The 23,858-nt window shown below is 40.7% G+C and carries 25 protein-coding genes; 15 read left to right on the plus strand and 10 right to left on the minus strand.

The window, feature by feature from the left end; all coding sequences use genetic code 11:
• The first annotated feature begins 1 nt into the window (after position 1).
• Positions 2 to 1,432 (plus strand): pyruvate kinase, encoded by a 1,431-nt coding sequence (gene pyk / locus AC3E9U_RS08425; protein ID WP_488746460.1) that lies wholly within the window; start codon positions 2 to 4, stop codon positions 1,430 to 1,432.
• Between the two features lie 34 nt (positions 1,433 to 1,466).
• Positions 1,467 to 2,234, plus strand: coding sequence for a Bax inhibitor-1/YccA family protein (locus AC3E9U_RS08430; protein WP_488746461.1), 768 nt, complete (start codon positions 1,467 to 1,469; stop codon positions 2,232 to 2,234).
• A 55-nt stretch (positions 2,235 to 2,289) separates the two neighbouring features.
• Here the strand turns inward: AC3E9U_RS08430 and dinB are convergent, their stop codons facing one another.
• The gene (gene dinB, locus AC3E9U_RS08435) at positions 2,290 to 3,372 is read right to left on the minus strand and encodes a DNA polymerase IV (protein WP_488746462.1); all 1,083 of its coding nucleotides are present in this window, start codon (positions 3,370 to 3,372) and stop codon (positions 2,290 to 2,292) included.
• A 40-nt stretch (positions 3,373 to 3,412) separates the two neighbouring features.
• Between dinB and AC3E9U_RS08440 the strand changes: the two genes are divergently transcribed.
• Together AC3E9U_RS08440 and AC3E9U_RS08445 are read left to right on the plus strand one after the other, a co-directional pair.
• A complete protein-coding gene (locus AC3E9U_RS08440; protein WP_488746463.1) occupies positions 3,413 to 4,075 on the plus strand; it encodes an NAD(P)H-binding protein in 663 nt (220 codons plus the stop codon).
• A 52-nt stretch (positions 4,076 to 4,127) separates the two neighbouring features.
• Positions 4,128 to 4,595, plus strand: coding sequence for a CYTH domain-containing protein (locus AC3E9U_RS08445; RefSeq protein ID WP_488746679.1), 468 nt, complete (start codon positions 4,128 to 4,130; stop codon positions 4,593 to 4,595).
• A 1-nt stretch (position 4,596) separates the two neighbouring features.
• Here AC3E9U_RS08445 and AC3E9U_RS08450 read toward each other — a convergent pair whose 3' ends face one another.
• From AC3E9U_RS08450 to AC3E9U_RS08475, 6 genes are all read right to left on the minus strand, one after another.
• Positions 4,597 to 5,058: a septal ring lytic transglycosylase RlpA family protein gene (locus AC3E9U_RS08450; protein ID WP_488746464.1), complete on the minus strand. Its 462-nt coding sequence runs from the start codon at positions 5,056 to 5,058 to the stop codon at positions 4,597 to 4,599.
• Between the two features lie 77 nt (positions 5,059 to 5,135).
• Entirely contained in the window at positions 5,136 to 5,558 is a 423-nt protein-coding gene (locus AC3E9U_RS08455) for a hypothetical protein (RefSeq protein WP_488746465.1), read from the minus strand.
• Between the two features lie 95 nt (positions 5,559 to 5,653).
• Positions 5,654 to 7,846 (minus strand): M12 family metallo-peptidase, encoded by a 2,193-nt coding sequence (locus AC3E9U_RS08460; protein WP_488746466.1) that lies wholly within the window; start codon positions 7,844 to 7,846, stop codon positions 5,654 to 5,656.
• A 69-nt stretch (positions 7,847 to 7,915) separates the two neighbouring features.
• The gene (locus AC3E9U_RS08465; RefSeq protein ID WP_325203910.1) at positions 7,916 to 8,575 is read right to left on the minus strand and encodes an aspartate kinase; all 660 of its coding nucleotides are present in this window, start codon (positions 8,573 to 8,575) and stop codon (positions 7,916 to 7,918) included.
• Between the two features lie 72 nt (positions 8,576 to 8,647).
• A complete protein-coding gene (locus AC3E9U_RS08470) occupies positions 8,648 to 9,007 on the minus strand; it encodes a YraN family protein (RefSeq protein WP_488746467.1) in 360 nt (119 codons plus the stop codon).
• Positions 9,007 to 9,906 (minus strand): S66 peptidase family protein, encoded by a 900-nt coding sequence (locus AC3E9U_RS08475; RefSeq protein ID WP_488746468.1) that lies wholly within the window; start codon positions 9,904 to 9,906, stop codon positions 9,007 to 9,009. Before AC3E9U_RS08475 ends, AC3E9U_RS08470 begins: the two co-directional genes overlap by 1 nt.
• A 257-nt stretch (positions 9,907 to 10,163) precedes the next feature.
• On the opposite strand from AC3E9U_RS08475, the gene metG reads away from it, so the two are divergent.
• Genes metG through AC3E9U_RS08495 form a run of 4 tightly spaced genes read left to right on the plus strand, consistent with a single transcriptional unit; the run spans position 10,164 to position 14,496 of the window.
• A complete protein-coding gene (gene metG, locus AC3E9U_RS08480; RefSeq protein WP_488746469.1) occupies positions 10,164 to 12,224 on the plus strand; it encodes a methionine--tRNA ligase in 2,061 nt (686 codons plus the stop codon).
• A 60-nt stretch (positions 12,225 to 12,284) separates the two neighbouring features.
• Positions 12,285 to 12,968: an HAD family hydrolase gene (locus AC3E9U_RS08485; RefSeq protein ID WP_488746470.1), complete on the plus strand. Its 684-nt coding sequence runs from the start codon at positions 12,285 to 12,287 to the stop codon at positions 12,966 to 12,968.
• Positions 12,968 to 13,597: a CatA-like O-acetyltransferase gene (locus AC3E9U_RS08490; protein ID WP_488746471.1), complete on the plus strand. Its 630-nt coding sequence runs from the start codon at positions 12,968 to 12,970 to the stop codon at positions 13,595 to 13,597. Before AC3E9U_RS08485 ends, AC3E9U_RS08490 begins: the two co-directional genes overlap by 1 nt.
• The gene (locus AC3E9U_RS08495) at positions 13,597 to 14,496 is read left to right on the plus strand and encodes a histone deacetylase family protein (RefSeq protein WP_488746472.1); all 900 of its coding nucleotides are present in this window, start codon (positions 13,597 to 13,599) and stop codon (positions 14,494 to 14,496) included. The genes AC3E9U_RS08490 and AC3E9U_RS08495 overlap by 1 nt, the downstream gene beginning before the upstream one ends.
• A gap of 38 nt (positions 14,497 to 14,534) precedes the next feature.
• Here AC3E9U_RS08495 and AC3E9U_RS08500 read toward each other — a convergent pair whose 3' ends face one another.
• Positions 14,535 to 14,978 carry an HRDC domain-containing protein gene (locus tag AC3E9U_RS08500; protein WP_488746473.1) on the minus strand — a complete coding sequence of 148 codons (444 nt, stop codon included), beginning with the start codon at positions 14,976 to 14,978 and terminating at the stop codon, positions 14,535 to 14,537.
• A 3-nt stretch (positions 14,979 to 14,981) separates the two neighbouring features.
• Entirely contained in the window at positions 14,982 to 15,308 is a 327-nt protein-coding gene (locus AC3E9U_RS08505; protein ID WP_488746474.1) for a single-stranded DNA-binding protein, read from the minus strand.
• A 295-nt stretch (positions 15,309 to 15,603) separates the two neighbouring features.
• Between AC3E9U_RS08505 and AC3E9U_RS08510 the strand changes: the two genes are divergently transcribed.
• From AC3E9U_RS08510 to AC3E9U_RS08540, 7 genes are all read left to right on the plus strand, one after another.
• On the plus strand, positions 15,604 to 16,158 hold the full coding sequence (locus tag AC3E9U_RS08510) for a YfiT family bacillithiol transferase (RefSeq protein ID WP_488746475.1): 555 nt from the start codon (positions 15,604 to 15,606) through the stop codon (positions 16,156 to 16,158).
• Positions 16,159 to 16,161: 3 nt separating this feature from the next.
• Entirely contained in the window at positions 16,162 to 16,542 is a 381-nt protein-coding gene (locus tag AC3E9U_RS08515) for a hypothetical protein (RefSeq protein ID WP_488746476.1), read from the plus strand.
• Complete coding sequence (locus AC3E9U_RS08520) at positions 16,520 to 17,152, plus strand: NUMOD4 domain-containing protein (protein ID WP_488746477.1); 633 nt, start codon at positions 16,520 to 16,522, stop codon at positions 17,150 to 17,152. The genes AC3E9U_RS08515 and AC3E9U_RS08520 overlap by 23 nt, the downstream gene beginning before the upstream one ends.
• Positions 17,139 to 17,966, plus strand: a complete 828-nt coding sequence (locus tag AC3E9U_RS08525; protein WP_488746478.1) for an SDR family oxidoreductase — start codon at positions 17,139 to 17,141, stop codon at positions 17,964 to 17,966. The genes AC3E9U_RS08520 and AC3E9U_RS08525 overlap by 14 nt, the downstream gene beginning before the upstream one ends.
• Before the next feature lie 58 nt (positions 17,967 to 18,024).
• Complete coding sequence (locus AC3E9U_RS08530; protein WP_488746680.1) at positions 18,025 to 18,891, plus strand: DMT family transporter; 867 nt, start codon at positions 18,025 to 18,027, stop codon at positions 18,889 to 18,891.
• A 9-nt stretch (positions 18,892 to 18,900) separates the two neighbouring features.
• Complete coding sequence (locus AC3E9U_RS08535) at positions 18,901 to 19,509, plus strand: CDP-alcohol phosphatidyltransferase family protein (protein ID WP_488746479.1); 609 nt, start codon at positions 18,901 to 18,903, stop codon at positions 19,507 to 19,509.
• A 100-nt stretch (positions 19,510 to 19,609) separates the two neighbouring features.
• Entirely contained in the window at positions 19,610 to 21,553 is a 1,944-nt protein-coding gene (locus AC3E9U_RS08540; protein ID WP_488746480.1) for a S9 family peptidase, read from the plus strand.
• Positions 21,554 to 21,606: 53 nt separating this feature from the next.
• On the opposite strand, the gene AC3E9U_RS08545 is transcribed toward AC3E9U_RS08540, so the two are convergent.
• Positions 21,607 to 23,664 carry a M13 family metallopeptidase gene (locus AC3E9U_RS08545; protein ID WP_488746481.1) on the minus strand — a complete coding sequence of 686 codons (2,058 nt, stop codon included), beginning with the start codon at positions 23,662 to 23,664 and terminating at the stop codon, positions 21,607 to 21,609.
• Positions 23,665 to 23,858: the final 194 nt, after the last annotated feature.

The raw sequence follows: 23,858 nt of genomic DNA on the forward strand, positions 1-23,858 counted from the left end.
AATGCCAACAAGAAAAAAAACAAAAATTGTAGCAACCCTTGGCCCTGCCTGCAGCACTAAAGAAGTCCTTAAAGAAATGGTAGATGCCGGGGTAAATGTTTTTAGAATCAACTTTTCCCATGCCGATTATACTGATGTACAGGAACGTATCGACATTATCAAGGAACTGAATAAAGAATACGGTTATACGACTTCCATTTTGGCCGATCTACAAGGTCCAAAATTACGGGTAGGCGTTATGAAGGAAGATGTCGTTGTAAGCAAAGGTGATATTATCACTTTCACAACTGCGGAAGATATTCCGGGAACTTCTGAAAGGGTTTACATGAACTACAAAGAATTTCCGAAAGACGTAAATCCCGGCGAACGCATATTGCTGGACGACGGTAAACTTATTTTCGAAGTATTGTCCACCGACAAGAACACGGAAGTAGAGGCGCTTGTAATTCAGGGTGGTCCATTAAAATCAAAAAAAGGAGTAAATCTTCCGCATACGAAAGTTTCCTTACCGGCCTTAACGGAAAAAGATATCCGTGATGCGCTTTTTGCCATTAAATGTGAAGTCGACTGGATTGCACTGTCATTCGTTAGAACACAGGAAGATCTGAAAGATTTACGCGATCTGATTTCGGCTAACTCCACTCATAAAATTCCGATTATCGCTAAAATCGAAAAACCGGAAGCCGTGGAAAACATTGATAAGATTGTAGCGTATTGCGACGGATTGATGGTAGCGCGCGGTGATTTGGGCGTTGAAATTCCCGCTCAGGAAGTACCGTTGATTCAGAAGAAACTGGTTTATCGTGCAAAAACAGCCCGGATTCCCGTGATTATCGCCACACAAATGATGGAAACTATGATCACCAGTTTAACACCAACCCGTGCTGAAGTTAACGACGTTGCCAACTCGGTAATGGATGGTGCCGATGCTGTGATGTTATCCGGAGAAACATCAGTTGGAAATTATCCTGTTCAGGTAATCGAAAAAATGACTCAGATCATTGAAGCGGTGGAAGATTCGCCAATAATCCAGGTACCACAAAACCAACCTCAGATCAAGACAAACCGTTATATCACCAAAAACATTTGCTATCACGGTGCGCTTTTAGCCAACGATATCAATGCCAAAGCCATCACAACCCTTACAAACAGTGGCTATACGGCCTTTCAGGTTTCGGCATGGCGACCACATGCACACATTTTGGTATTTACTTCCAACAAACGAATTCTGACACAGTTGAACTTGCTTTGGGGCGTAAATGCATTCCTGTACGATAAATTTGTGAGCACTGATGACACCATAGATGATATCAACAATATCTGTAAAGAAAAAGGCTTTGTGAAAAACGGCGATATGCTGGTAAACCTTGCCGCTATGCCGGTGACCGCCAAAGGAATGGTAAACACCCTTCGCATTTCTGAAATTGAATAAAAAAATTATATTTGAATAATTAAAAAGAAAAAGCATGAATTCAAACAATCCGTTTTTTAAGAACAAATCGTTTACCAACACTTCTCGCTACTCCACTTACAATGTAAACGATAGTCAAACGACTGCGATCAATTATAATAACACCATGACCATTCAGGGCACCATCAACAAAAGTTTCTTGATGCTGCTTTTGTTGGTCGCCGGAGCAGCTGTAACCTGGACAATGACTTTCAGTGGCTACAACCCACTTGTTTTAACTGTTGGAGGTGCCATTCTTGGCTTTGTAGCAGTACTTATTACTTCTTTCAGACCACAATATTCCTCCTATTTAGCACCGGGTTATGCCATTTTTAAAGGTCTTTTCATTGGAGGATTTTCAGCTATTTTAGAAGCAAGATACCCAGGGTTAGTTATTCAGGCAGTGAGCGCTACTTTTGTAACCTTTCTCGTTTCTTTCGGATTGTACAAATACAATGTTGTTCAGGTCACCGATCGTTTCCGTTCCGTAGTAGTGGCAGCAACTTTGGCTATTTTTAGTTTTTATCTTATCACATGGTTGCTTTCCCTGTTTATCAATTTCCAGCCGATACACCAAGGCAATAGTTTGATGAGCATCGGAATCAGTGCGTTTGTAATTGTGATAGCCGCTTTGAACTTATTTCTTGATTTTGATCAAATTGAAAAAGGAGCACAAAGAAGTCTTCCGAAATATATGGAATGGTTTGGTGCAATGGGATTGATGATTACCTTGATTTGGTTGTACATCGAATTTTTACGCTTACTTGCAAAGATGAGAGATTAATTTTCAAAAAACATAACAGAAACCGATTTCAGTTTGAAGTCGGTTTTTTTTATGGTTAAAAATCAAATTTCAATTGCACGACCACTGATTTTTTGATTTCGGTATTCAGATTGTGGAGCGAAATTCCAAGTAAGCGGACGGAATCTTTCATTTTTTCCTGATACAGTAATTCTTTGGCCGCTTCAAAAATAAGACTCTTATCGGAGATAAAATAAAGAAGGGTTTTACTTCTGGTTTGAAGCGTAAAGTCGGAGTACTTAATTTTAAGAGTGACCGTTTTTCCGGCGATTTTGCTTTTCTTAAGTCGGCGCTCCAACTCATTCGCGATGTTTTCCAATCGTTCTTCCATGAAGATTTCGGACGACAGATTTACATTGAAAGTACGTTCCGCACCAACCGACTTTAACGTGCGGTTCGGTTTAACTTTGCTGTAACTGATGCCGCGAGCCAGATTGTAAAACGATTTTCCGCTGTTACCAAAATGCTGTTCCAGATACTCGATCGATTTGCTTTTTAAATCGGCTCCAGTAAATATTCCCAACTGATACATCCGTTCGGCCGTAACTTTCCCCACACCGTAAAATTTCTTCACATCCAGTTCTTCCAGAAAAGGTTCTACTTCATCAGGATTAACCGTTTTTTGCCCGTTAGGTTTGTTGTAATCGGAAGCGATTTTGGCCACAAATTTATTAACCGAAATTCCTGCTGAAGCTGTTAATCCAACTTCGTCAAAAATGCGTTTTCGGATTTCCTGGGCGATTAGCGTGGCACTTGGATTCCCTTTTTTGTTTTCCGTAACATCGAGATAAGCTTCATCGAGCGAAAGCGGTTCCACCAGATCGGTATAATCGAGGAATATTTTACGGATTTTATTCGAGATTTCTTTGTATCTGTCAAAACGCGGGCGTACAAAAATCAGTTCCGGGCATAACTTTCGCGCCAGATAACCGCTCATTGCACTTCGAACACCGAATTTTCTGGCCTCATAACTTGCGGCTGAAACCACACCGCGAACTTCACTCCCTCCAACCGCGATGGGCTTTCCTTTCAGCAACGGATTATCCATCTGCTCCACGGAAGCATAAAAAGCATCCATGTCGACATGGATAATTTTTCTTTGAAGGGATTCTGGTTCCATACCGTAAATTTATGTATATTCAGGTAACATTTCGAAGCCGATGAAAAAAACAGCCATACTTTTGGGAGCCTCAGGACTGACCGGCGGTTTGCTATTGGAATTATTGCTTTCCGATCCGGATTTTGACACGATAAAACTGTTTTCAAGAAAGGAATTGGGAATCTTAAATCCGAAAATTGTCGAATATGTGGTCGATGTCCATCATCTGGAAAGTCATGCCGGTGATTTTACCGGTGATGTTGTATTTTGTTGCATCGGAACTACCAAAAGTAAAACGCCGGAGGAAGCGGAATACAGATCCATCGATTTCGGAATTCCAGCGAGTGCAGCACAATTAGCCAAACAGAACAACATTCAGACGTTTATAGTAATTTCTGCTCTGGGCGCAAACGCTAAAAGTCCTGTTTTTTACAATCGCATCAAAGGGGAAATGGAAAATGAAACTCTCGCATCGGGAATCGCCAAAACGTACATTCTCAGACCTTCCCTGATTGCCGGCGACCGTACCGAAGCGCGCATTGGAGAAATGATGGGCATTTATCTGATGAAAATGATCAATCCGCTGTTAATCGGAAAACTGAAAAAATTTCGAAGTATCGCACCGGAGAACATTGTTAAAGCCATGTGGTACCTTTCGAAGAATGAATATCCGAAAACGATTATTACTTCAAATGAAATTTACGACATTTCACAATCCGCTTGAACTTTTAAGCTTTAATTTTCTTACCTTGTCCTCACATCAATTTCATCAGCAGATGCAGGAAACCGAGCGAAAATTTCTGGTCACTTCAGACGACTTCAAAACACTGGCTTTTACCCAAAACCGAATTGTTCAAGGCTATCTGAACTCGCATCCGGAGCGCACGGTTCGCATCCGAATCAAAGGCGACAAAGGATTTCTGACCATAAAAGGAAAGGGGAATGAATCCGGAACTACACGTTTGGAATGGGACCGGGAAATCCCACTAGTGGAAGCCGAACAGTTACTGCCGCTCTGTGAACCCGGAACCATCGACAAAATCAGGTACGAGATATCCGTAGGAAATCATGTGTATGAAGTAGACGTCTTTTCCGCCGAAAATGAAGGTCTTATCATTGCCGAAATAGAACTCGCTTCAGAAACAGAACCTTTTGAGAAACCGTACTGGCTGGGAAGTGAAGTTACCGGCGATCAGCGTTATTACAATGCTTATCTAAGCAACCATCCGTATAATACCTGGTAAACTATTCTTTTACGATTTCTAAGTTAACATCGATAAATCCGCGTCCTTTGGCATGCGAAATCTCCATGAAAGCTTTTTTGGACAAATCGATCTCACGTCCTCTGGTAAATGGTCCACGGTCGATAACCGTAACGATAACGGACTTGTTGTTAATGGGATTGGTCACTCTTAAAGCCGTTCCGAAAGGTAATTTCTTATGGGCTGCAGTCAGTTTTGTATTATCGAAACGCTTTCCGCTTGCCGTTTTCCTGCCATTGAACCTGTCATGATAGTAGGAAGCGTGAACTCCTTTTTTGTAAGGTTTGTAATTTAAACGGAATTGCGTTGAATCGGCCTTTAAACTATCCTGGAGGATTTTCTGGGCCTTTTCCTTTTCGTTCAATAACATTTTTTCGCTGGTAAAACTACTGGCAAAGAATACAAAAATGAAAAGCAATAAAGTTGGGGCAATAATTTTTTTCATATTTTTTATTTTTTTACTATAGAACTAACAAGAAATATGCCACAGAAAGAAAAAGCCCTAAAAGGGCTTTTATGGATTTAGAACCAAAGGTTCCAAGGAATTCTACTTAATATGAAAAGCAATCCGGCAAGGTACAAGTAAGCAATTTTCTTAAACTTACCATTACCGCTTTCCTCTTTTTTGTGTTTTGACCAACCAACAGTAATTAAAACGATGGCTAGTATGTTGATAAGCGGATGTTCTAAAGAAGTCAATCGTAACCCGGCATCGCTCATGTTACCCAGACTTGCCATTCCATAAGGAGAAACGAAATAAACCGCCAATCCTAAAAGCAACTGAATGTGACAGAAAATTAAAGCGAACAAAGAAATCTTTCTGTCTTTATCACTAAACCCTCTTCCGGATGAAACTCCCATGAAGGCATTAATCACTGCAACTACTAACATTCCAAGGGCCAAATAAGCTACTCCGGAATGTGCTTTTTGAATAATTTCTAACATAGTTTCGATTTATTAATCAAACAAATATATTGAATAAAAAACAAAACCTGCTACTTTTTTTGTGTAACAGGTTTTTATTTCATGTACAAAATGGATTACAATTTCACGATTTTGAAGTTAACTGTCTGATTATCAATTTTCATTTTAAAGAAATAGGTTCCCGCAGCATATCTTGAAATATCTACTTGTGTTATCAGGTTATTTACATCTCCGGAGAATAATAATCTTCCTTCCACATTATAAACCATCACATTTGAAATCATGTCTTTGGAATTGATGGTCACTACCCCATTGGTCGGATTCGGGTAATATGAATAATCAATATAACTGCTTTCATTAACGCCAAGCGTAGTAAGGCATGATGTCGTTGCAACCCAACCCTGATCAGTCACTCCGCCGTCTGAGAAAAACCTAAGCGTCAGAGCGCCATCCGGTGCAGTTGATTCAAACGGACCCGGTACGGTTGTTCCTGTATAACCGCCAGCAGCAAATGCAGGTGAAGCTGTACTTGAACCATTATAAATATAAAGGTAATCGTAATCCTGCTCCAACGAGAAACCGGTAAATGTCAATTTGATTTTCTTATTCGGCAAGTTAGGAATTATCGTTCTCACGAAATTCTGATTGTCCGTATAGCTTCCGGAGGCCCCTCCCGTATCCGTCATAGTGATTCCGTCACAATAATTTGCCGCAGTTAGGAAAACATATTCTCTGGTCAACGGTGTCAAGCTGCCACAATTAGGTTTTACGCGGAACTTGTAATACGTATTAGACAATAGTCCGTTGGCAGTAAATGTTGGTGCTGTTACAGTCGTCCAGGTTGGTAAATTGCTTCCGAACGGCAATACAGCCACCTGCCATGTATCTTCTGCTGTTACATCGGTCCAGTTAATAACCGCCGAAGTGGCAGCTGCATTATACTGGGTATCGATTGCACCAACGCCGTTGACACAAACAGCGACACAATCCGTGCTTAAACATCCTCTGGAGTTGACAAAATTCAAAATGGCAGCGCTTGGCTGAGGACCAAATCCGTTGGCAAAACTGATTCCAACACCCCCTACCAAATGACAATAACTCATAATGGATCCTTTCACAGCACCGCTCGGAATGGTTGGCGGTGTGGTCATACAGGAATAACCTTCCGCACTTGATCCGATGGCATAAGGTGCACAGTTATCTATAGCGGTATTGTTACCATTCCACGCGCAGGCGTGCGTGTGTCTGGAACCAACATTGTGCCCAAATTCGTGGGTAACTACCTGAACAGTCCATGAATAGGTCGGAACTGTTGAGTAGCTTAAATTAACATCCGAATAAACATAATTATTGGTGGTACACAGCCCGCCGATCCCCATCGATACACCTCCAAGGCCTCCCGGGTCTATTCCTACAAGCTGTCCTACATCTCCATCGAAAACCGGTCGGACATCTTTAAACTTATACAAATAATCACTTGACCCTGTTCCGATTCCCTCATAAGGATCCGGTGTTGTCCAAATATAAATGGATTTTAAGGCAAGCGTAATTCCGTCATTAGTATAAAGCGTCTGCATGTTATTAAAAACAGAAGTCATCCAATTGGAAGTAGTCGTGGTACTATTACCGTTTGAAATAAATAAGTTATTGTCAATTTCAAAATAAGTCGCAACGCATTTTGTACTGCTTGGTGATCTGTGATCATCTGACTGTTTTTCATTTTCGTCTTTAACGTCATCGGAAGTGTGGCAGTCATTTGTAGATACCACTTTCATTTTCTGATCTTCGTAAATGATGTATTCTGAAGTATTTCCGGGTTTATCGATTTTTCCGATTACCAAATTGCTCAGAAGCGAGCTTGAAACCATACCATTAAATTCCCCATTGAAAAAATTAAAGGAAGCTAGGGAAGTCGGGTCATTTTTAATTATCCCTCTGTAATAAACCCCTTTAGTATAGCTGATGTTTTTTTGCTTGTCTGTGTCAACGTGAAACCCTGCTGCAAACAAATCGACCTTATAAAGCTGCACTTGCAATATAACTCCGTGGTAAGGTAATTGCAATTCGATTGCCTGATAACCTTTTTGGGCAACATCGTTAACCACTTGTGTTTTCATCGTAGCCAACTGAGCGTCCTCTACGGTTTGCTCAATCTGAGTGTTTGGCTGTTTATCCGACGAATTTAAAGGAAAAACGGGAACGAATTCTGTCTTGGACAAATTCAGTTCCCGTATTTTTGATGCTACTCTATTTTGCGAAAATGCAAAAAGGCCGCAGCATAATACTGAAATAGTAATTAGTTTTTTCATTTTTAGTTAGTTAGGTTTTGGTTGTCCCAAAAATAACTAAAAAAAATAAAAATCCTAATAAACTTACTTTTATACTTTTTTCAGGTCTTTAATAACCTTGAATGCATTGTCGATATGCTCTTCGCTAACTACGATAGTAATTTCGAAATTCGTTGAAATCACCTCGTTGATATTGATACCGTCCCAAGCCAAACGTTGGAAAACGAAGTAAAAAAGACCCGGTGTACCCACGTTGTCTTTAGGCAGCTTAACTGTGATTGATGCTAACTTGTCCGTTTTCACCAACCATTTCTCATCCTCAAAATGTTTTTCAAGAATATCACTGATCGATTCACTTAAAATGATGTTTGTTTCGTTAACACCTCTGGAAGAAGTATAAAAAACATCTTTAAGAGAACTGATTTCTGTTAAAAAATCGGCCTGTCTGTTTAAAACCCTTGGATTAATTGGAAAGTTGTAATTTACTAATGAGGAACGTACTGTAATCTCTCCCATCCCTTTTAAGGTTTTCTCAATCTTATGATTGATTCGGAAATCCAGCTCTTCAGACAAACGCTTCAAAGCCATTACAATCGCACCCTGCTTTACTTCCTTATCCATTTCATTCTCTAAATCGTGCTGAATTATTCTGGCTAATGAAGTCAGGTTAACAATTCCGAGCGTTAATCCGTTAAGTAGAAACGGTTTAGATTTAATATAATTCTCAACAACAGAAGAAATCGTTTTCATAAATTAAACTATTATTTAAAAAAATTTCGGCAAATTTACAAATAAAAACATTATGTTACAATTATAACAATGTTAAAAATAATAAAATGCATCTTTTAGATGCGAAATTTCACAATTGGTTGCGCCTTTTGTTACAGAAATTACATCAAAACGGACAGTAAAATCGAGATTTTTCACGTTAATGTACTCATCTGCAGCCTTTACCAATAATTTTATTTTTTTTTCATTTACGAAAATTTCAGGGTCTCCAAACTCCACATTCGATCTAGTCTTTACCTCAATTATCGCTAAAATGTTATTTTTTTGAGCAATAATATCGATTTCCGCTTTTTGAAAAAACCAATTTCTTTCGACAATTTCATAACCCTCTTTCTTCAAATAATCCACGGCCAAATCTTCACCCAGCTTACCTAATTCGTTATGCTCCGCCATTATTTTTTGAATTCCAGGATGATTTCCTCTGCATTAACTTCAAATTCCACTTCCTTCCCAAGAATCAGTGTACGGTTGTCTTTCTGATGTCCCGCAGGAAAATAGAAACAAACCGGAAAATGATATTTCCTAGCTATTTCTGTGATGATCCCCACCTCATTCTGCCCGAACGGAATTTCATTATCATGCATGTCGGTCATACTCCCAACAATCAGCCCCTTCAGATTTTCGAAATAGCCGTTGCGCTTCAGATTCTGCATCATTCTGTCGATATGATACAAGTATTCATCCAGATCTTCTATAAAAAGGATTTTCCCGTCGGTATTCAATGACGATTTCGAACCCAACAAACTATATAGGATCGAAAGATTGCCTCCTACCAGTTGTCCTTTTGCCTTGCCCTTAATCTCATATCCTTTCGCAGGAACCACATATTTCAGACTTTCACCAAACAATGCTTTTCGCAGCGTCTCTTTAACCTCATCCGGCGCTTTCGGCACCGTAAACGGCATGATAGAATGCAATGTTGCAATCCCCATCATATTCAAATGACTGTGCAAAACCGTAACGTCACTAAAGCCCATGATCCACTTCGGATGTTTTTTGAATTTGGTAAAGTCCAGCGTATCAATAATCCGAACCGTTCCATATCCGCCGCGTGCGCACCAGATCGCTTTGATATTATCATCATCCAGCATTTTCTGAAGATCCGCCGTTCGCTCCTCATCTGTTCCGCCCAACTGACAACTGTCCAATCCAATGGTTTTCCCCAGTTTCACTTCCAACCCCCACGATTTCAACAAATCAATGGCCGGTTGTGCTTCTTCAGGAAAAAATTTTCGGGCGGTACAAACTAAAGCAACAGTATCGCCTTTTTTTAGATAAGGAGGAATCTTCATGCGTTTTTGAGAATAGGATGCCACACAAAAAAATAATGCAGACAGAATTAAAATTGATTTCAAAAATAAGGATTCGAAAAATAGTTTCATTGTTTTCATAACCGAATTTTGAAATCAACATTAACAAATTTAAAGAATAATCTCAATAAAAAGCTATAAAAAATCATTTTCCGCATGAAAATCAGACAGAAAATTTCACGGAAATTCGTGAATTCGTACACAATAGATTATTTTTGCAGTCAAATTGACGCAATTTTATGATACAAGATCCAAAACGATATACGATAACTGCCGCTTTACCTTATACTAACGGCCCTATTCACATTGGTCACCTGGCCGGCGTTTATGTGCCTTCCGATATTTATGCCCGTTTCCTTCGATTGCAGGGAAAAGATGTGGCCTTCATCTGCGGAAGCGACGAACACGGGGTAGCCATCTCCATGAAAGCCAAAAAAGAAGGGATCACCCCGCAACAGGTAATCGATAAATACGACGGAATCATTCGTAAATCGTTTGCCGATTTCGGAATATCTTTTGACAATTATTCGCGTACTTCAGCGAAAATCCATCACGACACGGCTTCCGAATTTTTCAGAAAACTGTACGACGAAGGGAAATTCATCGAGGAAGTAACCGAGCAATTGTATGATGAAAAAGCGGATCAGTTTTTAGCGGATCGTTTCGTAATGGGAACCTGTCCGAAATGTGGTAATGAAGAAGCGTATGGTGACCAATGCGAGAAATGCGGATCGTCTTTAAATGCTACTGATTTAATCAATCCGAAATCAACCATCACCGGCACAAAACCGGTTTTAAAATCAACAAAACACTGGTTTTTACCTTTAGACCAATATGATGCATTCCTAAGAGAATGGATTCTGGAAGGCCATAAAAATGATTGGAAACCTAACGTGTACGGACAGGTAAAATCCTGGCTGGAAGACGGTTTGCGTCCGCGTGCGGTAACCCGTGATCTGGATTGGGGAATCGACGTTCCCGTCGAAGGTGCCGAAGGAAAAAAACTGTATGTTTGGTTTGACGCGCCTATCGGATACATTTCTTCCACTAAAGAATGGGCTGCCAAAGAAGGAAAAGACTGGGAACCTTATTGGAAATCGGTCGATACTAAATTGGTGCATTTCATCGGAAAAGACAATATCGTTTTCCATTGCGTGATTTTCCCTGCAATGTTGAAAGCGGAAGGAAGTTATATTTTACCGGATAACGTACCGGCCAACGAATTCCTGAATTTAGAAGGGAACAAACTGTCGACTTCTAAAAACTGGGCAGTTTGGTTACACGAATACCTATTGGATTTCCCTGAAAAGCAGGACGTTTTGCGTTACGCTTTGACTGCCAATGCACCGGAAACCAAAGACAACGACTTTACATGGAAAGATTTCCAGGCAAGAAACAACAACGAATTGGTGGCGATCTTCGGAAACTTCATCAACCGCGTGGTGGTGCTTACCAACAAATATTATGACGGTGTTATCCCGCAACCGAATGAATTAACAGACGTGGATGAAGCTACGTTAACCGAACTTAAAGCTTATCCTGCAGTAATTGCAAGTTCTGTGGAACGATACCGTTTCAGAGAAGCTCTGGGTGAACTGATGAACGTAGCGCGTTTAGGTAATAAATATTTGGCCGATGAAGAGCCGTGGAAAATCGTAAAAGAGAATCCGGCCCGTGTTCAGACGCAAATGTATGTGGCCTTACAAATTGCTGCTGCATTGAGCGTTTTAGCCGAACCTTTTTTACCGTTCACGGCCGACAAACTGAAAAACATTTTAAAAGTAAACAATAATTTCGACTGGAACACCATTAGCTCAACCTCTGATTTACTTCCGGCAGGCCACCAAATTGGGGAGGCGGAATTATTATTTGCAAAAATAGAAGACGAAGAAATTCAAAAACAAATTGACAGATTGGAAGCAACTAAAGTAGCCAACAAAGCAGAAAACGCTAAAGCGGAGCCCCAAAAAGACATCATTGCCTTTGAAGATTTTGCAAAAGTGGATCTTCGTATCGGAACCATCATCGAAGCAGAAAAAATGCCGAAAGCCAATAAGTTATTGGTTTTGAAAGTGGATACCGGAATTGATGTACGTACGATTGTTTCCGGAATTGCAGAGCATTTCTCTCCGGAAGAAGTGATCGGAAAACGCGTTACGGTATTGGTTAATTTAGCGCCAAGAGCCTTACGCGGCGTGGAAAGCGAAGGAATGCTATTATTAAGCAACACGGCGGAAGGCAAACTGGTTTTCGTGAATCCGGATACTGAAGGCGTGATCAACGGAGCGATGATAAGCTAAAGTGAAACACATAACCCTTTCGGAATAAAATCTTGAAAGGGTTTTTTAATATACAATCCCATGAATCCAAAAGTAATTGCCTTCGACGCCGACGACACCCTGTTCATCAACGAACCGTATTTCGAGGAAACCGAAAGGAAATTTTGCGGCATGATGAGTGATTATCATTCCTATCAGACACTTTCACAGGAATTACTACGGACACAGGTCGACAATCTGCCGTTATACGGTTATGGAATTAAGGGCTATATTCTTTCCATGATCGAAACCGCCATTAAGGTTTCTGACGGGACAATTGGATCAAAGGGAATTCAGAAAATCACCGAATTAGGAAAAGAACTTATCCAAAAACCCATTGAATTACTGGACGGTGTAGAAGAAACACTAGAGTCGCTTCACGGAAAATACAAATTGGTGGTGGCAACCAAAGGTGATCTGAAAGATCAGCAGCGCAAATTGCACGACTCGGGTTTAGGACATTATTTTCACCATATTGAAGTGATGGCTGACAAGCAGGAATTAAATTATGAAAAACTACTGCAGCGTCTGGAAATCGAGGCAGCCGACTTACTAATGATCGGAAATTCACTGAAATCCGATGTGCTACCGGTTTTGAACATTGGCGGTTATGCTATTCATGTTCCTTTTCACACAACATGGGCTCATGAGAAAATCGATCACGAAATCGTACACCCCAACTTTAAAGCCGTTTCAAAAATTACGGATATTTTACCGATGTTGTAATGAAAAAGAAATTAGACCTTTCCTCCTGGAACCGAAAAACCCACTTCGAATTTTTCAGCCAATTTGAAGAACCTTTCTTTGGCGTAACAATTAATATAGATTGCACCAAAGCCTACGAAACTTCAAAAGCGTTGGGTATTTCCTTTTTCGTGTATTATCTGCATAAAACCCTCGCAGCCTTAAATACAATTGAGAATTTCAGATATCGAATAGTTGACGGAGAGGTTTTTGTGTACGACAAAATCAATGCATCGCCGACCATAATGCGTGACGATACGACTTTTGGATTTTCCTTGGTAGAGTACTTTCCTGATTTGAGCGATTTTAATGAAAACGCTTCAGCTGAAATCGAACGCGTACGCAATACCAGCGGACTTATAACCCGAAATTTCGACGGAGAATTCAATCTCATCCATTTTTCATCCCTGCCATGGATTAACTTCACTTCTATTTCGCATTCCAGGAGTTTTACCTTTCCCGACAGCTGTCCGAAAATTTCTTTTGGAAAAATGACCGAAGTGAATGGTAATAAAACGATGTCGATGTCAATTCACGTACATCATGGTCTGATGGATGGCTATCATGTGAGTCTTTTCATTGATGAATTCCAGAAGCAAATGGACTCATAATGTTCCCGATCGCTTTTCATCCCATTTACAAACACCCGTTACCGGAAGGGCACCGCTTTCCGATGATGAAATATGAGCTGTTGCCACAACAACTTTTACATGAGGGAATTGTTTCGCCTGCAGCCTTCTTTGAACCTGGCTTACCGGAAATGCAACACGTATTAGCGGTCCATCAAAAAGAATATGTCAATAATCTGGTCAATCTGAGTTTAGATCCGCGTGCGGTCCGAAAAATTGGCTTTCCTCTTTCAGCCGAATTGGTGGAACGGGAATTACGTTTATCCCAAGGGACCATACTGGGAGCGGGGAAAGCGTTGCAAACCGGAATCGCTTTCAATATCGCCGGAGGAACTCACCATGCCTACTCCAATCGTGGAGAGGCTTTTTGCCTACTAAACGACCAAGCCATTGGCGCGCAGTATCTTTTGGATAACAAACTGGCGAAAAAGATCCTGATTGTCGATTTAGATGTACACCAAGGCAACGGAACTGCCGAAATCTTCCAAAACAACGACAAGGTTTTTACCTTTTCCATGCACGGAAAATCAAATTACCCGTTCAGGAAGGAAACCTCCGATTTGGACATTGCCCTTAACGACCGTACCGAAGATGCCAAGTTTTTGGAAATTCTGCAAAATACATTACCTTATTTAATCGAAACCCAAAAACCCGATTTCATCTTTTATCTTAGTGGGGTGGACATTCTGGCTTCCGATAAATTGGGGAAACTCAGTTGCACATTAAACGGATGCAAACAAAGAGACGAAATCGTTTTTTCGCTTTGCAGTCACTATGAAATTCCGGTGCAAGTCAGTATGGGCGGCGGGTATTCTCCGGACATCAAAACCATTATCGAAGCCCATGCCAACACCTATCGCGTCGCTGCTTCCATCTATTAAAAAAACAAACCACCAGCATTGCTGATGGCCCGTTCGGTTTAAACTACAGTTAAAACCCCAATAATATCATCCCCGTATTTTTCAATTTTCTTGGCACCAAAACCTTTGATATTCTTAAGCGCTCCTTTGTCTTTAGGATGATGGAAAGCAATGTTTACCAGCTCCGAATTATGACAGATCATGAATTTCGGTATGTTTAATTCTTCCGCTTTTTCGGTTCTCCATTGTTTTAAGCATTCCAGTACGTAAAGACTTCCGGGCGTCAGGTCCGCTTCTGCTACAGCTAGCATGTTTTCTTTTGCTTTAATTGTATTTTTATCTTCATAATGAAGTAAAACGGACCAATGCGGTTCTTCCGTGGATTCCAAAAAATGTGTCGCGGATTTTACAAATTTCACATTTTGCAGAAAATCATTTAGCGTTTGCTGATCCTCTAAAAAATGAGCTTGAGCTACCCTAATGGTAAATAAACGAACTAACATGGTTTATTTAGTTCCCAAAAGCAAAACTTCAGTGGCGACAATCTCGGTGATGTACTTTTTATTGCCCTCCTTATCGTCATAACTACGATGCGTCAGTTTGCCTTCGATACCGATCTCTTTTCCTTTGACAACGAACTTTTCGATAATCTCCGCAGTCTTGCCCCAGGCGGTGATCCGATGCCATTCGGTTTGTTCAATCTTGTCCCCTTTTTCGTTGTAGTAATAATCATTAGTAGCAATAGTGACATTGGCTACCTTACGATCTCCGTTGATGGTTTTTACTTCGGGATCCTGTCCCACATTTCCGATTAATTGTACTCTGTTTTTCATGGCGTATAAAATTTAAATGTTTCTGTTGAAAATCTTGTCCGAATTATGATTGACGATTTGACAGGACAAAATTGTTTCGTTGGGCAAAAAATAGTCGGTAACAAGTCGTTTACTTTCGTTTGTAGTCATTTGTTGTCGTTTGTTTCCAAGAATTTTCCTATATTTGAATAAGTTTTAAAATTTTAAAATACTACATATCAAGTAGTTAAAATTTAAAAAAACAGTAAGCCATTACAAAAAAGCAATAAAACATTTCAGGTTCAGAATCTTACATAACAACTTAATTATATTCCCAATGAACAACTATACCGACATCGAGAGCTTAAAATTTCCAATTGGGCGCTTCATTTGCCCAGAAGAAATTACACAGGAGCGTATTGAAACCTGGAAAAAAACAATACGGGAATTTCCCCAACAGCTGAAGAAAAATACTGAACCCCTTACAGCAGCTGAAAAAAATTGGAGATATCGTCCCAAAGGCTGGACCATTAAACAAGTGGTTCACCACTTGGCCGATAGTCATATGAATGCGATCTTCCGCCTGAAACTTACGCTAACAGAAGATACTCCCGTAATCCGCCCCTATGAGGAAGCGCTTTGGGCCGAACTGGCAGATGGCCTGCAGGACGATATTACTGCGTCTCTAAAAATCATTGAGGGCGTTCACCAACGTTGGTCAGAACTGTTAGAAAACCTAACGGCGAACGATTGGCACCGCATGTACTATCATCCGCAGCATCAGCGTTTGTTTACGGTTGAAGAAGGCCTAGGCATTTACGATTGGCATTGTAGGCATCATTTCGCACATATCGAACAAGCCTTATCGTATAAAGGAGAATTTAATTTTTAGAAAATGAAGAAATGCTTAGAATGTGGCGACTCCTTTACGGGCAGGGAGGACAAAAAATTTTGTGAAGACGGATGCAGGAATTCTTACAACAACAAGATAAACAAGGATAATACGAATTTGATGCGCAACATTAACAACAAGTTACGGAAAAATTACCGAATTTTGTCTGAACTAAACCCAAGTGAAAAATCAAAAACAACAAGATCGAAGTTAATCGCCAAAAATTTCGATTTCACTTTTTTCACGTCTGTGTACCAAGCAAAAAACGGTAACACTTATCATTTTATATATGACCAAGGTTACAGGGCAATAGAAAATGACGGGTTTATTTTGGTGAAAAAAGACGATAACCTGTTTGACTATGATACGATTTTACCCCGATGAAGTTTTCAAAGAAATTCCTGAAGAAATCTTCAAAGATCCGGTTACGGAAAAAAAATTCGAGTTTCGCTACGCGCTTTCCAACTATGGGCGTTTAATGAGTTTTACCGACAATATAAAGCACGGAAAATTACTAAAAGGCACTTTAACTGATGGTTATCGCACGCTTCGGCTGTACTATCCTGCCGTCGAGGGTAAACGAAAACAAAAAGCCATCCTGCTTTATAAACTGGTTGCCGAACTTTTTATTCCGAAAACTTCAGAAGACCAACAGTATGTGATTCACATCGATCGTAAAAAAGACCACGATCATGTTAAAAACCTGAAGTGGGTCAACTACGAAGGAAAAATGCAACACTACAGAAGCAGTCCCAAAGTTATCGCCGCTAAAAAGAAACTGATCGAGCACAACATCAAAGCCAACGGATCGAAACTGACTGAAACAACTGTCATACGCCTTAAAAAAATCCTGTTGGATCCCAACCGAAAAACCCGCATAAAGATTCTTGCCAAGCAGTTCGGGGTAAGTGAAATGCAGTTGTACCGAATCAAATCCGGGGAAAATTGGGGACATATAAAGGTTAAGATCAAGCCTACAAATGAAGACAAATAAACCGCAGATAGCCGTTCTGGGCTGTGGATGGTTAGGCCTTCCTTTAGCTGAGAGGATGATTTCGGAAGGATTCCCTGTAAAAGGATCAACAACTTCCGAAAATAAAATAAATCAACTACGAGATATCGGAATCCATCCCTTTCAGCTAATATTAACCGAAAAAGAAGTCCAAGGAGCTGTGACCTCTTTTTTGGAAAATACCGAAATCCTGATTATCGATATACCGCCAAGCCTGCGGAACGTTATCCCAAACGATTCTACAAAAGCGTTTGTTGCCAAAATCGAAAAGTTATTGCCTTATATAGAACAGTCATCGGTAAATAAAGTAGTGTTTGTCAGTTCGACATCGGTCTATTCGGATTCCGAAGAAACCATAACCGAAGAAACGCTTCCGGATTCCGATACCGAAAGCGGCAGGCAATTGGCCGAAGTCGAAAAACTACTGCAACAAAACCCAAATTTCAAAACTACAGTTCTCCGTTTTGGCGGACTGATCGGAGGTGACCGACATCCCATAAAAATACTGGCAGGAAGAGAAAACCTTGACAACCCCGATGCGGTTATCAATATGATCCATCAGGAGGACTGCATCGGTATCATTTTGAAAATAATTGAAAAAGAAGCTTGGAATACCGTCTTCAACGCGGTAACGCCCTACCATCCGACGCGAAAAGAGTACTATACCGGAAAAGCTTCGGAAATGAATCTGGCAATCCCTAAATTTACAACCGGGAAACCTTCCGTAGGAAAATACATTTCCAGTGCCAAAATTGAGAACACCCTGAATTATTCATTCGCAAAAAAGAACCTCTAACGTGCCCAGAATCTCTAACCTACATATAACGGCGAAAAACAAATTACAATCCATAGGAATGCCGATGCTGGCTTTAATCTGGGTGAGCTTCTTTTGGGGAACCACTTGGCTGGCTTCTAAGGAAGGCGTTAAGCACATGCCTGCTTTGCAACTGGCGGGAATCCGACAGTTTCTCGGTGCATTAGTTTACATTACGTATTTTCTTTTCAAAAGAACACCCTGGCCCAAAGGCAAACAATGGAATACGATTGTTATTCTGAGTATCCTTAATTTTGCTTTGAGCAACGGACTGAGTACCTGGGGTGTGAAATACATTTCCAGCGGACTGGGAGCGATCATCGGCACCATTTTCCCTTTATGGATTGTGGTCATCAGTTGGTTTAAAGGCGACAGACCGTCAAAGTGGTCGATCATGGGATTATTGATTTCCTTCGCGGGCGTCTGCCTGATTTTCTATGATTATCTGGCTGATTTTCTTAATCCTGATTTCCGCTTCGGAATAATCCTCTCCGTCATCGCGACTTTTACCTGGGCCTTCGGAAGCGTATATACCAAGAAAAAAGCTGCGAGTTTTAATCCGTATTTCAGTTTGGGGCTGCAAATGCTTATCTCCAGTATTTTACTTTTCGCCTATACCGGTGCCACGGGAACTGCAATAAATATTATGTTGATTCCGTCTGAATCCTGGTGGTCGATCGCTTATCTGGTTGTTTTCGGATCGGTATTCACTTTTATCGCTTTTATTTACGCCTTGCAACATCTTCCGGCTGAAGTAAGCAGTATTTATGCTTACATAAACCCAATTGTCGCCTTGGTCTTAGGCTCAATAATTTTCGACGAACCACTGACAGCAATGATCATGGTGGGAGGCAGCGTAACGATTTTTGGATTATATTTGGTAAACCGATCGATCAAAAAACGGTAGCAACCACAAATGAAAAATCTAAAAGTTCCGCATTATCTGATATTATTCCGCCTTGTGGCTGCCCCGATGATTGTTTTGTTGGCCTGTTACCTTAAGCAGGACAGTCGGATTCCCATAGTTGTGTTGATGTATCTCGGACTTATATCCGATATCTTCGATGGGATTATTGCCCGAAAACAAAACATTTCCACCGAAAAATTAAGACGGCTCGACAGTCAAGTGGATGTGATTTTTTGGATTGCCATCGGTCTTGCCACCTGGATAATATTTCCACAACTGATCCATGAAAACCGTTTCGGATTACTTGCCATTATCGCAATGGAAGCGGCCTGTTATGCTGTCAGTTTGATAAAATTCGGAAAAGAAACCTGCACCCATGCTTTTCTGTCAAAAATGTGGGGGATAACCTTAATTGTAGCTTTTACTTCCCTTATCGGATTCAATCATGCCGGTCTTCCGTTTCAGATTACCGTTTTTCTGGGCATAATCTCTCAATTGGATGTCATTCTGATCATTCTCATCCTTCCCAAATGGACACACGATATTCCTAGTGCCTACCACGCCTATCTTATCAGGAAGAATATACCATTTAAAAAAAACAAACTATTTAACGGGTAAAAAAACAGAATTCATCGGCTTTTTCATGTTGACGATTTTTAGTTTTTATAGCGAATTTATTCCCTAAATTGTAGAGCTAAAATAAAATCAATTCTGAATCATGAAAAAAACAAGAATCAGTTTGTTTGCCTTGCTTGTCGTACTTAGCGCACAGGCTCAGGAAAAAAAGAATCAAATTTCACCCAATGAAAATTTAATCACCGAAAACATCGCTGATATCCCGAAAGAATTAGCGGTTCAGGTGAAAAAATACTCGGAAGCCAGAGCGGCTTCTTTAGCCGCCGTCAATCCCGTTAGAAATGAAATCATGATCGCAACCCGTTTCGGTTCGACTTCACAATTGCATAAAGTGAGTCAGCCCATGGGGGCACGAAAACAAATCACTTTTTTTGATGAACCGGTAAGCGACGCCAGTTATGAACCTGTGAAAGGCGACTTCATTATCTATTCCAAAGATACCGGCGGGAATGAATTCGGACAGCTATACAAATTAGATTTAAAAACTTTAAAATCTACCTTACTCACCGATGGCGGCCGTTCGCAAAACGGTAATATCACCTGGAAAAAAGACGGCTCCGGATTTTACTTTGCATCGACCAAAAGAAACGGTGGTGACAGGGACATTTACTATATGAATCCCAACGATCCGAAATCCGTGAAATTGATCTTGGAAGTAAAAGGCGGCGGTTGGGGCATTCAGGACATTTCCCCTGACGGTAAAAAATTGCTGATCGGTGAATACATTTCGGCAAACGAATCGCACATCTGGATGTTGGATGCAAGAACCGGTAAACTATCTGAAGTGACAAACCGAGCTGATAAACGCATCGTACAAAGCAGTGCCCGTTTTTCAAAAAACAATGACGAAATATTCTATATCACAGATAGGGACAATGAATTTCAGCGTTTGGCGACCTTCAATCTGAATACTAAAAAAACAACGTATCATACTTCCAACATTCCGTGGGATGTTGACGGTTATTTCCTTTCGGAAGACAAAACACAGTTGGCTTTCTCCACCAATGAAGGAGGTGTAAGCAAATTGTATCTTATGAATCCGATAGCAAAAACTTATAAAGAAGTAAAAAACATTCCCGTAGGTTTAATGGGTGGATTAGCCTTCTCGAAAGACGGACAAAATTTGTTCTTCACGCAATCTACCGCGGATTCTTCATCCGACATTTATAAACTTGCAATAAAAACAGGGAAAATTGAACGCTGGACAGAAAGCGAATTGGGAGAAATGCAGAAAGAAGACATGTCCTCACCGAAATTCATCGAATGGAAAAGTTTTGACAATCTGAAAATTTCAGGTTTCTATTATCCTGCTTCGCCAAAATTCACTGGAAAAAGACCTGTGTTGATTAACATTCACGGAGGTCCGGAAGGACAATCCAAAGCTGCTTTTTTAGGGGCCAACAACTATTTTACAAATGAAATGGGAGTGGCTGTAATAAGTCCCAATGTTCGTGGTTCCTCCGGTTTTGGGAAAACATACATCGCTTCGGATAATGGTTTTTCACGAGAAAATTCGGTAAAAGATATCGGTGCACTTTTAGACTGGATTGCCCAGCAGCCGGAACTGGATAAGGACCGAATCATGATTATGGGCGGAAGCTATGGCGGATACATGACTTTGGCCACTGCTTTTCATTATGCCGATAAGATCCGTTGTTCGGTGGACATCGTAGGGATTTCCAATTTCAACACCTTCTTAAAAAACACCGAAGAATACCGTCGCGATTTGCGCAGGGTGGAATACGGAGATGAAAGAGATGAAAAGATGTACGCCTTCCTGGATAAAATTTCGCCGTTGAATAATACCGACAAAATCAAAAAACCTATGTTTATCATTCAGGGAACGAACGATCCCCGCGTACCGGTTACCGAAGCAACGCAAATGCGTGACAAACTGAAAAAACAGGGAAACACGGTTTGGTACTTAGAAGCGAAAGATGAAGGACATGGTTTTAAGAAAAAAGCAAATATCGATTATCAGCGTCTCGCAGTGATACGTTTTATGGAAGAATATTTACTGAAGTAATTCCAAAAAAAAATCCCGAGCTCATACTCGGGATTTTTTAGTATTACATCAGATTACCAGATCTTCACTCGGTTCTCCGGTTTTACATATAATTTCTGTCCTTCTTTGATATCAAATGCCTGATAGAAAGAATCCACATTCTGTAACGGAACGAAAGCGCGGAACATCCCCGGTGTATGCGGATCTGTTTTCACTTGGTTCTTGATTGCCTCGTCTCTCATCTTAGAACGCCAGATTGTCGCCCAAGAAATGTAGAAACGCTGTTCCGGAGTATATCCGTCGATCAAGCCCGGATTTCCGTTTTTCTTTAAGGCGATTTGCAAACCGTCATACGCTGCATTTACTCCGCCTAAGTCACCAATATTTTCACCTAAAGTGAATTTACCGTCTACGAAAGTGCCCGGTAGTGGCTCTAACGCACTGTACTGAGCAGCTAGAGCACCTCCAAGACCCGTGAATTGTTTCAAATCGTCTTCGGTCCACCAGTTAACAAGATTCCCGTCTGCATTGTAACGTGCACCTGAATCGTCAAAACCGTGAGAAATCTCGTGACCGATTACCGCTCCGATTCCGCCATAGTTTACAGCATCATCCGCTTTGTAATCGTAGAATGGCGGTTGTAAGATAGCTGCAGGGAAAACGATTTCATTATACGATGGGTTGTAATATGCGTTTACCGTTTGCGGTGACATTCCCCATTCGGTTTTGTCCACCGGTTTTTTCAGATCGGCGATATTTTCAGCAAAGCCCCATTTAGCAACATTTTTCATGTTCTCATAGTAACTTCCGCCTTGCTCAATTCCTTTGATTGTCAATCCTGAATAGTCTTTCCATTTGTCAGGATAACCGATTTTGATGCTTGTTTTATGCAACTTGTCAATTGCTCCCTTACGTGTAGCCGGGGTCATCCAAGGCAGGTTGTTGATACGGTTTTCGAATGCAAGGAATACATTTTCGATCATCGCTTTAGCTTTAGCTTTAGCTTCTGCAGGGAATTTTTGCTCTACGTATAATTTACCCAAAGCCTCTCCTACCGTTCCGTTAACTACCTGTAATGCTCTTTCCTCACGCGGACGTTGCTTTAAAGCTCCTGTTAATGTTTTGCTGTAGAACTCCCAGTTTGCCGTTTCGATATCGGTTGTCAGTACACCCGTAGATTTGTTGATCAACATCCAACGCATGTAAGCTTTCCAGTCTTCAACTTTGTTCGCTTTGAAAATACCTTCCAAAGCCGTCATGTATTTAGGCTGAGAAACGATTAGTGAATCGATTTTACCGATACCCACACCTACCATATAGTTGTTCCAGTTTACTGACGGCGTCAATTTTTGAAGGTCGGCTACGGTCATCGGGTTGTAGGTTTTTCTTCGGTCGCGACGCTCAACTCGGTCTAAACGAGGACGTGCCATTTCCGTTTCAAGCGCTAATACTTTTTCTGCCTGAATTTTTGCGTCAGCCGGTTTTACACCCAAAAACTGAAGCATTCTTGCCACGTGAGCTATATATTTTTCACGTTTTTCTTTTGAATCTTTATCATCCGAAACATAATAATCCCTGTCCGGTAAGCCTAAACTTCCCGTTCCAAGATAAACTACATTACGGTTACTGTTTTTAGCATCAGCACTGATTCCGATTCCGTAAAAACCTAAACCGCCCTGAGATTCCATCTCAATCATTAACTTGTTTAGATCAGCAACGGTTTTCACGGCATTGATCTTAGCCAGATAGGGCTTCAATGGTGTAATCCCCAATTTATTTCTGCTGATGGTATCCATATACGTTTTGTACACGTTCACCGCTTTCGCCTGGTCGGATTTCGGATCCAGGTTTTTGTTAGCCGCAGCCGCTTTCAGAATCGCCAAAGCATCATTATCGGTATTCTGACGCAATTCGTCAAAACTTCCCCAACGGGTCTTGTCAGCCGGGATTTCCGTTTTGTCATACCACGTTCCGTTTACATAACGAAAGAAATCATCTCCCGGTTTTACGGTTTTATCCATCAAATCCAGATTGATCCCCGGATTTTTAGGTTTCGGACTCTGGGCCAAAGCATCCAGACTTAACATCGAAAGAACAGCAAGCGAACCTGCTGCCACCATCTTTTTCTTCATAAGCTTATAGTTTGTTTTTGGTTCTTGGTAACAAAAGCAATTCAGTCCTTTGAAATTCAAATTATAAATCACTCACAGTCAAATAGGTATCATAACCTTCTGATTTGTTACAACGAAAGCCAAATTTATAAATTATAACATACGCTGACAATATTTAACATATTGTAATAAAACGTTTTGACTGTTTTTTTGTG

It is taken from the genome of Flavobacterium sp. 21.1 (genome assembly GCF_057801535.1).

What these genes read in the sequence shown, in the direction of transcription:
- pyk (WP_488746460.1), top strand. Translation starts at nt 2, where the DNA reads ATGCCAACAAGAAAAAAAACAAAAATTGTAGCAACCCTTGGCCCTGCC.
- AC3E9U_RS08430 (WP_488746461.1), top strand. Translation starts at nt 1,467, where the DNA reads ATGAATTCAAACAATCCGTTTTTTAAGAACAAATCGTTTACCAACACT.
- dinB (WP_488746462.1), bottom strand. Translation starts at nt 3,372, where the DNA reads ATGGAACCAGAATCCCTTCAAAGAAAAATTATCCATGTCGACATGGAT.
- AC3E9U_RS08440 (WP_488746463.1), top strand. Translation starts at nt 3,413, where the DNA reads ATGAAAAAAACAGCCATACTTTTGGGAGCCTCAGGACTGACCGGCGGT.
- AC3E9U_RS08445 (WP_488746679.1), top strand. Translation starts at nt 4,128, where the DNA reads ATGCAGGAAACCGAGCGAAAATTTCTGGTCACTTCAGACGACTTCAAA.
- AC3E9U_RS08450 (WP_488746464.1), bottom strand. Translation starts at nt 5,058, where the DNA reads ATGAAAAAAATTATTGCCCCAACTTTATTGCTTTTCATTTTTGTATTC.
- AC3E9U_RS08455 (WP_488746465.1), bottom strand. Translation starts at nt 5,558, where the DNA reads ATGTTAGAAATTATTCAAAAAGCACATTCCGGAGTAGCTTATTTGGCC.
- AC3E9U_RS08460 (WP_488746466.1), bottom strand. Translation starts at nt 7,846, where the DNA reads ATGAAAAAACTAATTACTATTTCAGTATTATGCTGCGGCCTTTTTGCA.
- AC3E9U_RS08465 (WP_325203910.1), bottom strand. Translation starts at nt 8,575, where the DNA reads ATGAAAACGATTTCTTCTGTTGTTGAGAATTATATTAAATCTAAACCG.
- AC3E9U_RS08470 (WP_488746467.1), bottom strand. Translation starts at nt 9,007, where the DNA reads ATGGCGGAGCATAACGAATTAGGTAAGCTGGGTGAAGATTTGGCCGTG.
- AC3E9U_RS08475 (WP_488746468.1), bottom strand. Translation starts at nt 9,906, where the DNA reads ATGAAGATTCCTCCTTATCTAAAAAAAGGCGATACTGTTGCTTTAGTT.
- metG (WP_488746469.1), top strand. Translation starts at nt 10,164, where the DNA reads ATGATACAAGATCCAAAACGATATACGATAACTGCCGCTTTACCTTAT.
- AC3E9U_RS08485 (WP_488746470.1), top strand. Translation starts at nt 12,285, where the DNA reads ATGAATCCAAAAGTAATTGCCTTCGACGCCGACGACACCCTGTTCATC.
- AC3E9U_RS08490 (WP_488746471.1), top strand. Translation starts at nt 12,968, where the DNA reads ATGAAAAAGAAATTAGACCTTTCCTCCTGGAACCGAAAAACCCACTTC.
- AC3E9U_RS08495 (WP_488746472.1), top strand. Translation starts at nt 13,597, where the DNA reads ATGTTCCCGATCGCTTTTCATCCCATTTACAAACACCCGTTACCGGAA.
- AC3E9U_RS08500 (WP_488746473.1), bottom strand. Translation starts at nt 14,978, where the DNA reads ATGTTAGTTCGTTTATTTACCATTAGGGTAGCTCAAGCTCATTTTTTA.
- AC3E9U_RS08505 (WP_488746474.1), bottom strand. Translation starts at nt 15,308, where the DNA reads ATGAAAAACAGAGTACAATTAATCGGAAATGTGGGACAGGATCCCGAA.
- AC3E9U_RS08510 (WP_488746475.1), top strand. Translation starts at nt 15,604, where the DNA reads ATGAACAACTATACCGACATCGAGAGCTTAAAATTTCCAATTGGGCGC.
- AC3E9U_RS08515 (WP_488746476.1), top strand. Translation starts at nt 16,162, where the DNA reads ATGAAGAAATGCTTAGAATGTGGCGACTCCTTTACGGGCAGGGAGGAC.
- AC3E9U_RS08520 (WP_488746477.1), top strand. Translation starts at nt 16,520, where the DNA reads ATGATACGATTTTACCCCGATGAAGTTTTCAAAGAAATTCCTGAAGAA.
- AC3E9U_RS08525 (WP_488746478.1), top strand. Translation starts at nt 17,139, where the DNA reads ATGAAGACAAATAAACCGCAGATAGCCGTTCTGGGCTGTGGATGGTTA.
- AC3E9U_RS08530 (WP_488746680.1), top strand. Translation starts at nt 18,025, where the DNA reads ATGCCGATGCTGGCTTTAATCTGGGTGAGCTTCTTTTGGGGAACCACT.
- AC3E9U_RS08535 (WP_488746479.1), top strand. Translation starts at nt 18,901, where the DNA reads ATGAAAAATCTAAAAGTTCCGCATTATCTGATATTATTCCGCCTTGTG.
- AC3E9U_RS08540 (WP_488746480.1), top strand. Translation starts at nt 19,610, where the DNA reads ATGAAAAAAACAAGAATCAGTTTGTTTGCCTTGCTTGTCGTACTTAGC.
- AC3E9U_RS08545 (WP_488746481.1), bottom strand. Translation starts at nt 23,664, where the DNA reads ATGAAGAAAAAGATGGTGGCAGCAGGTTCGCTTGCTGTTCTTTCGATG.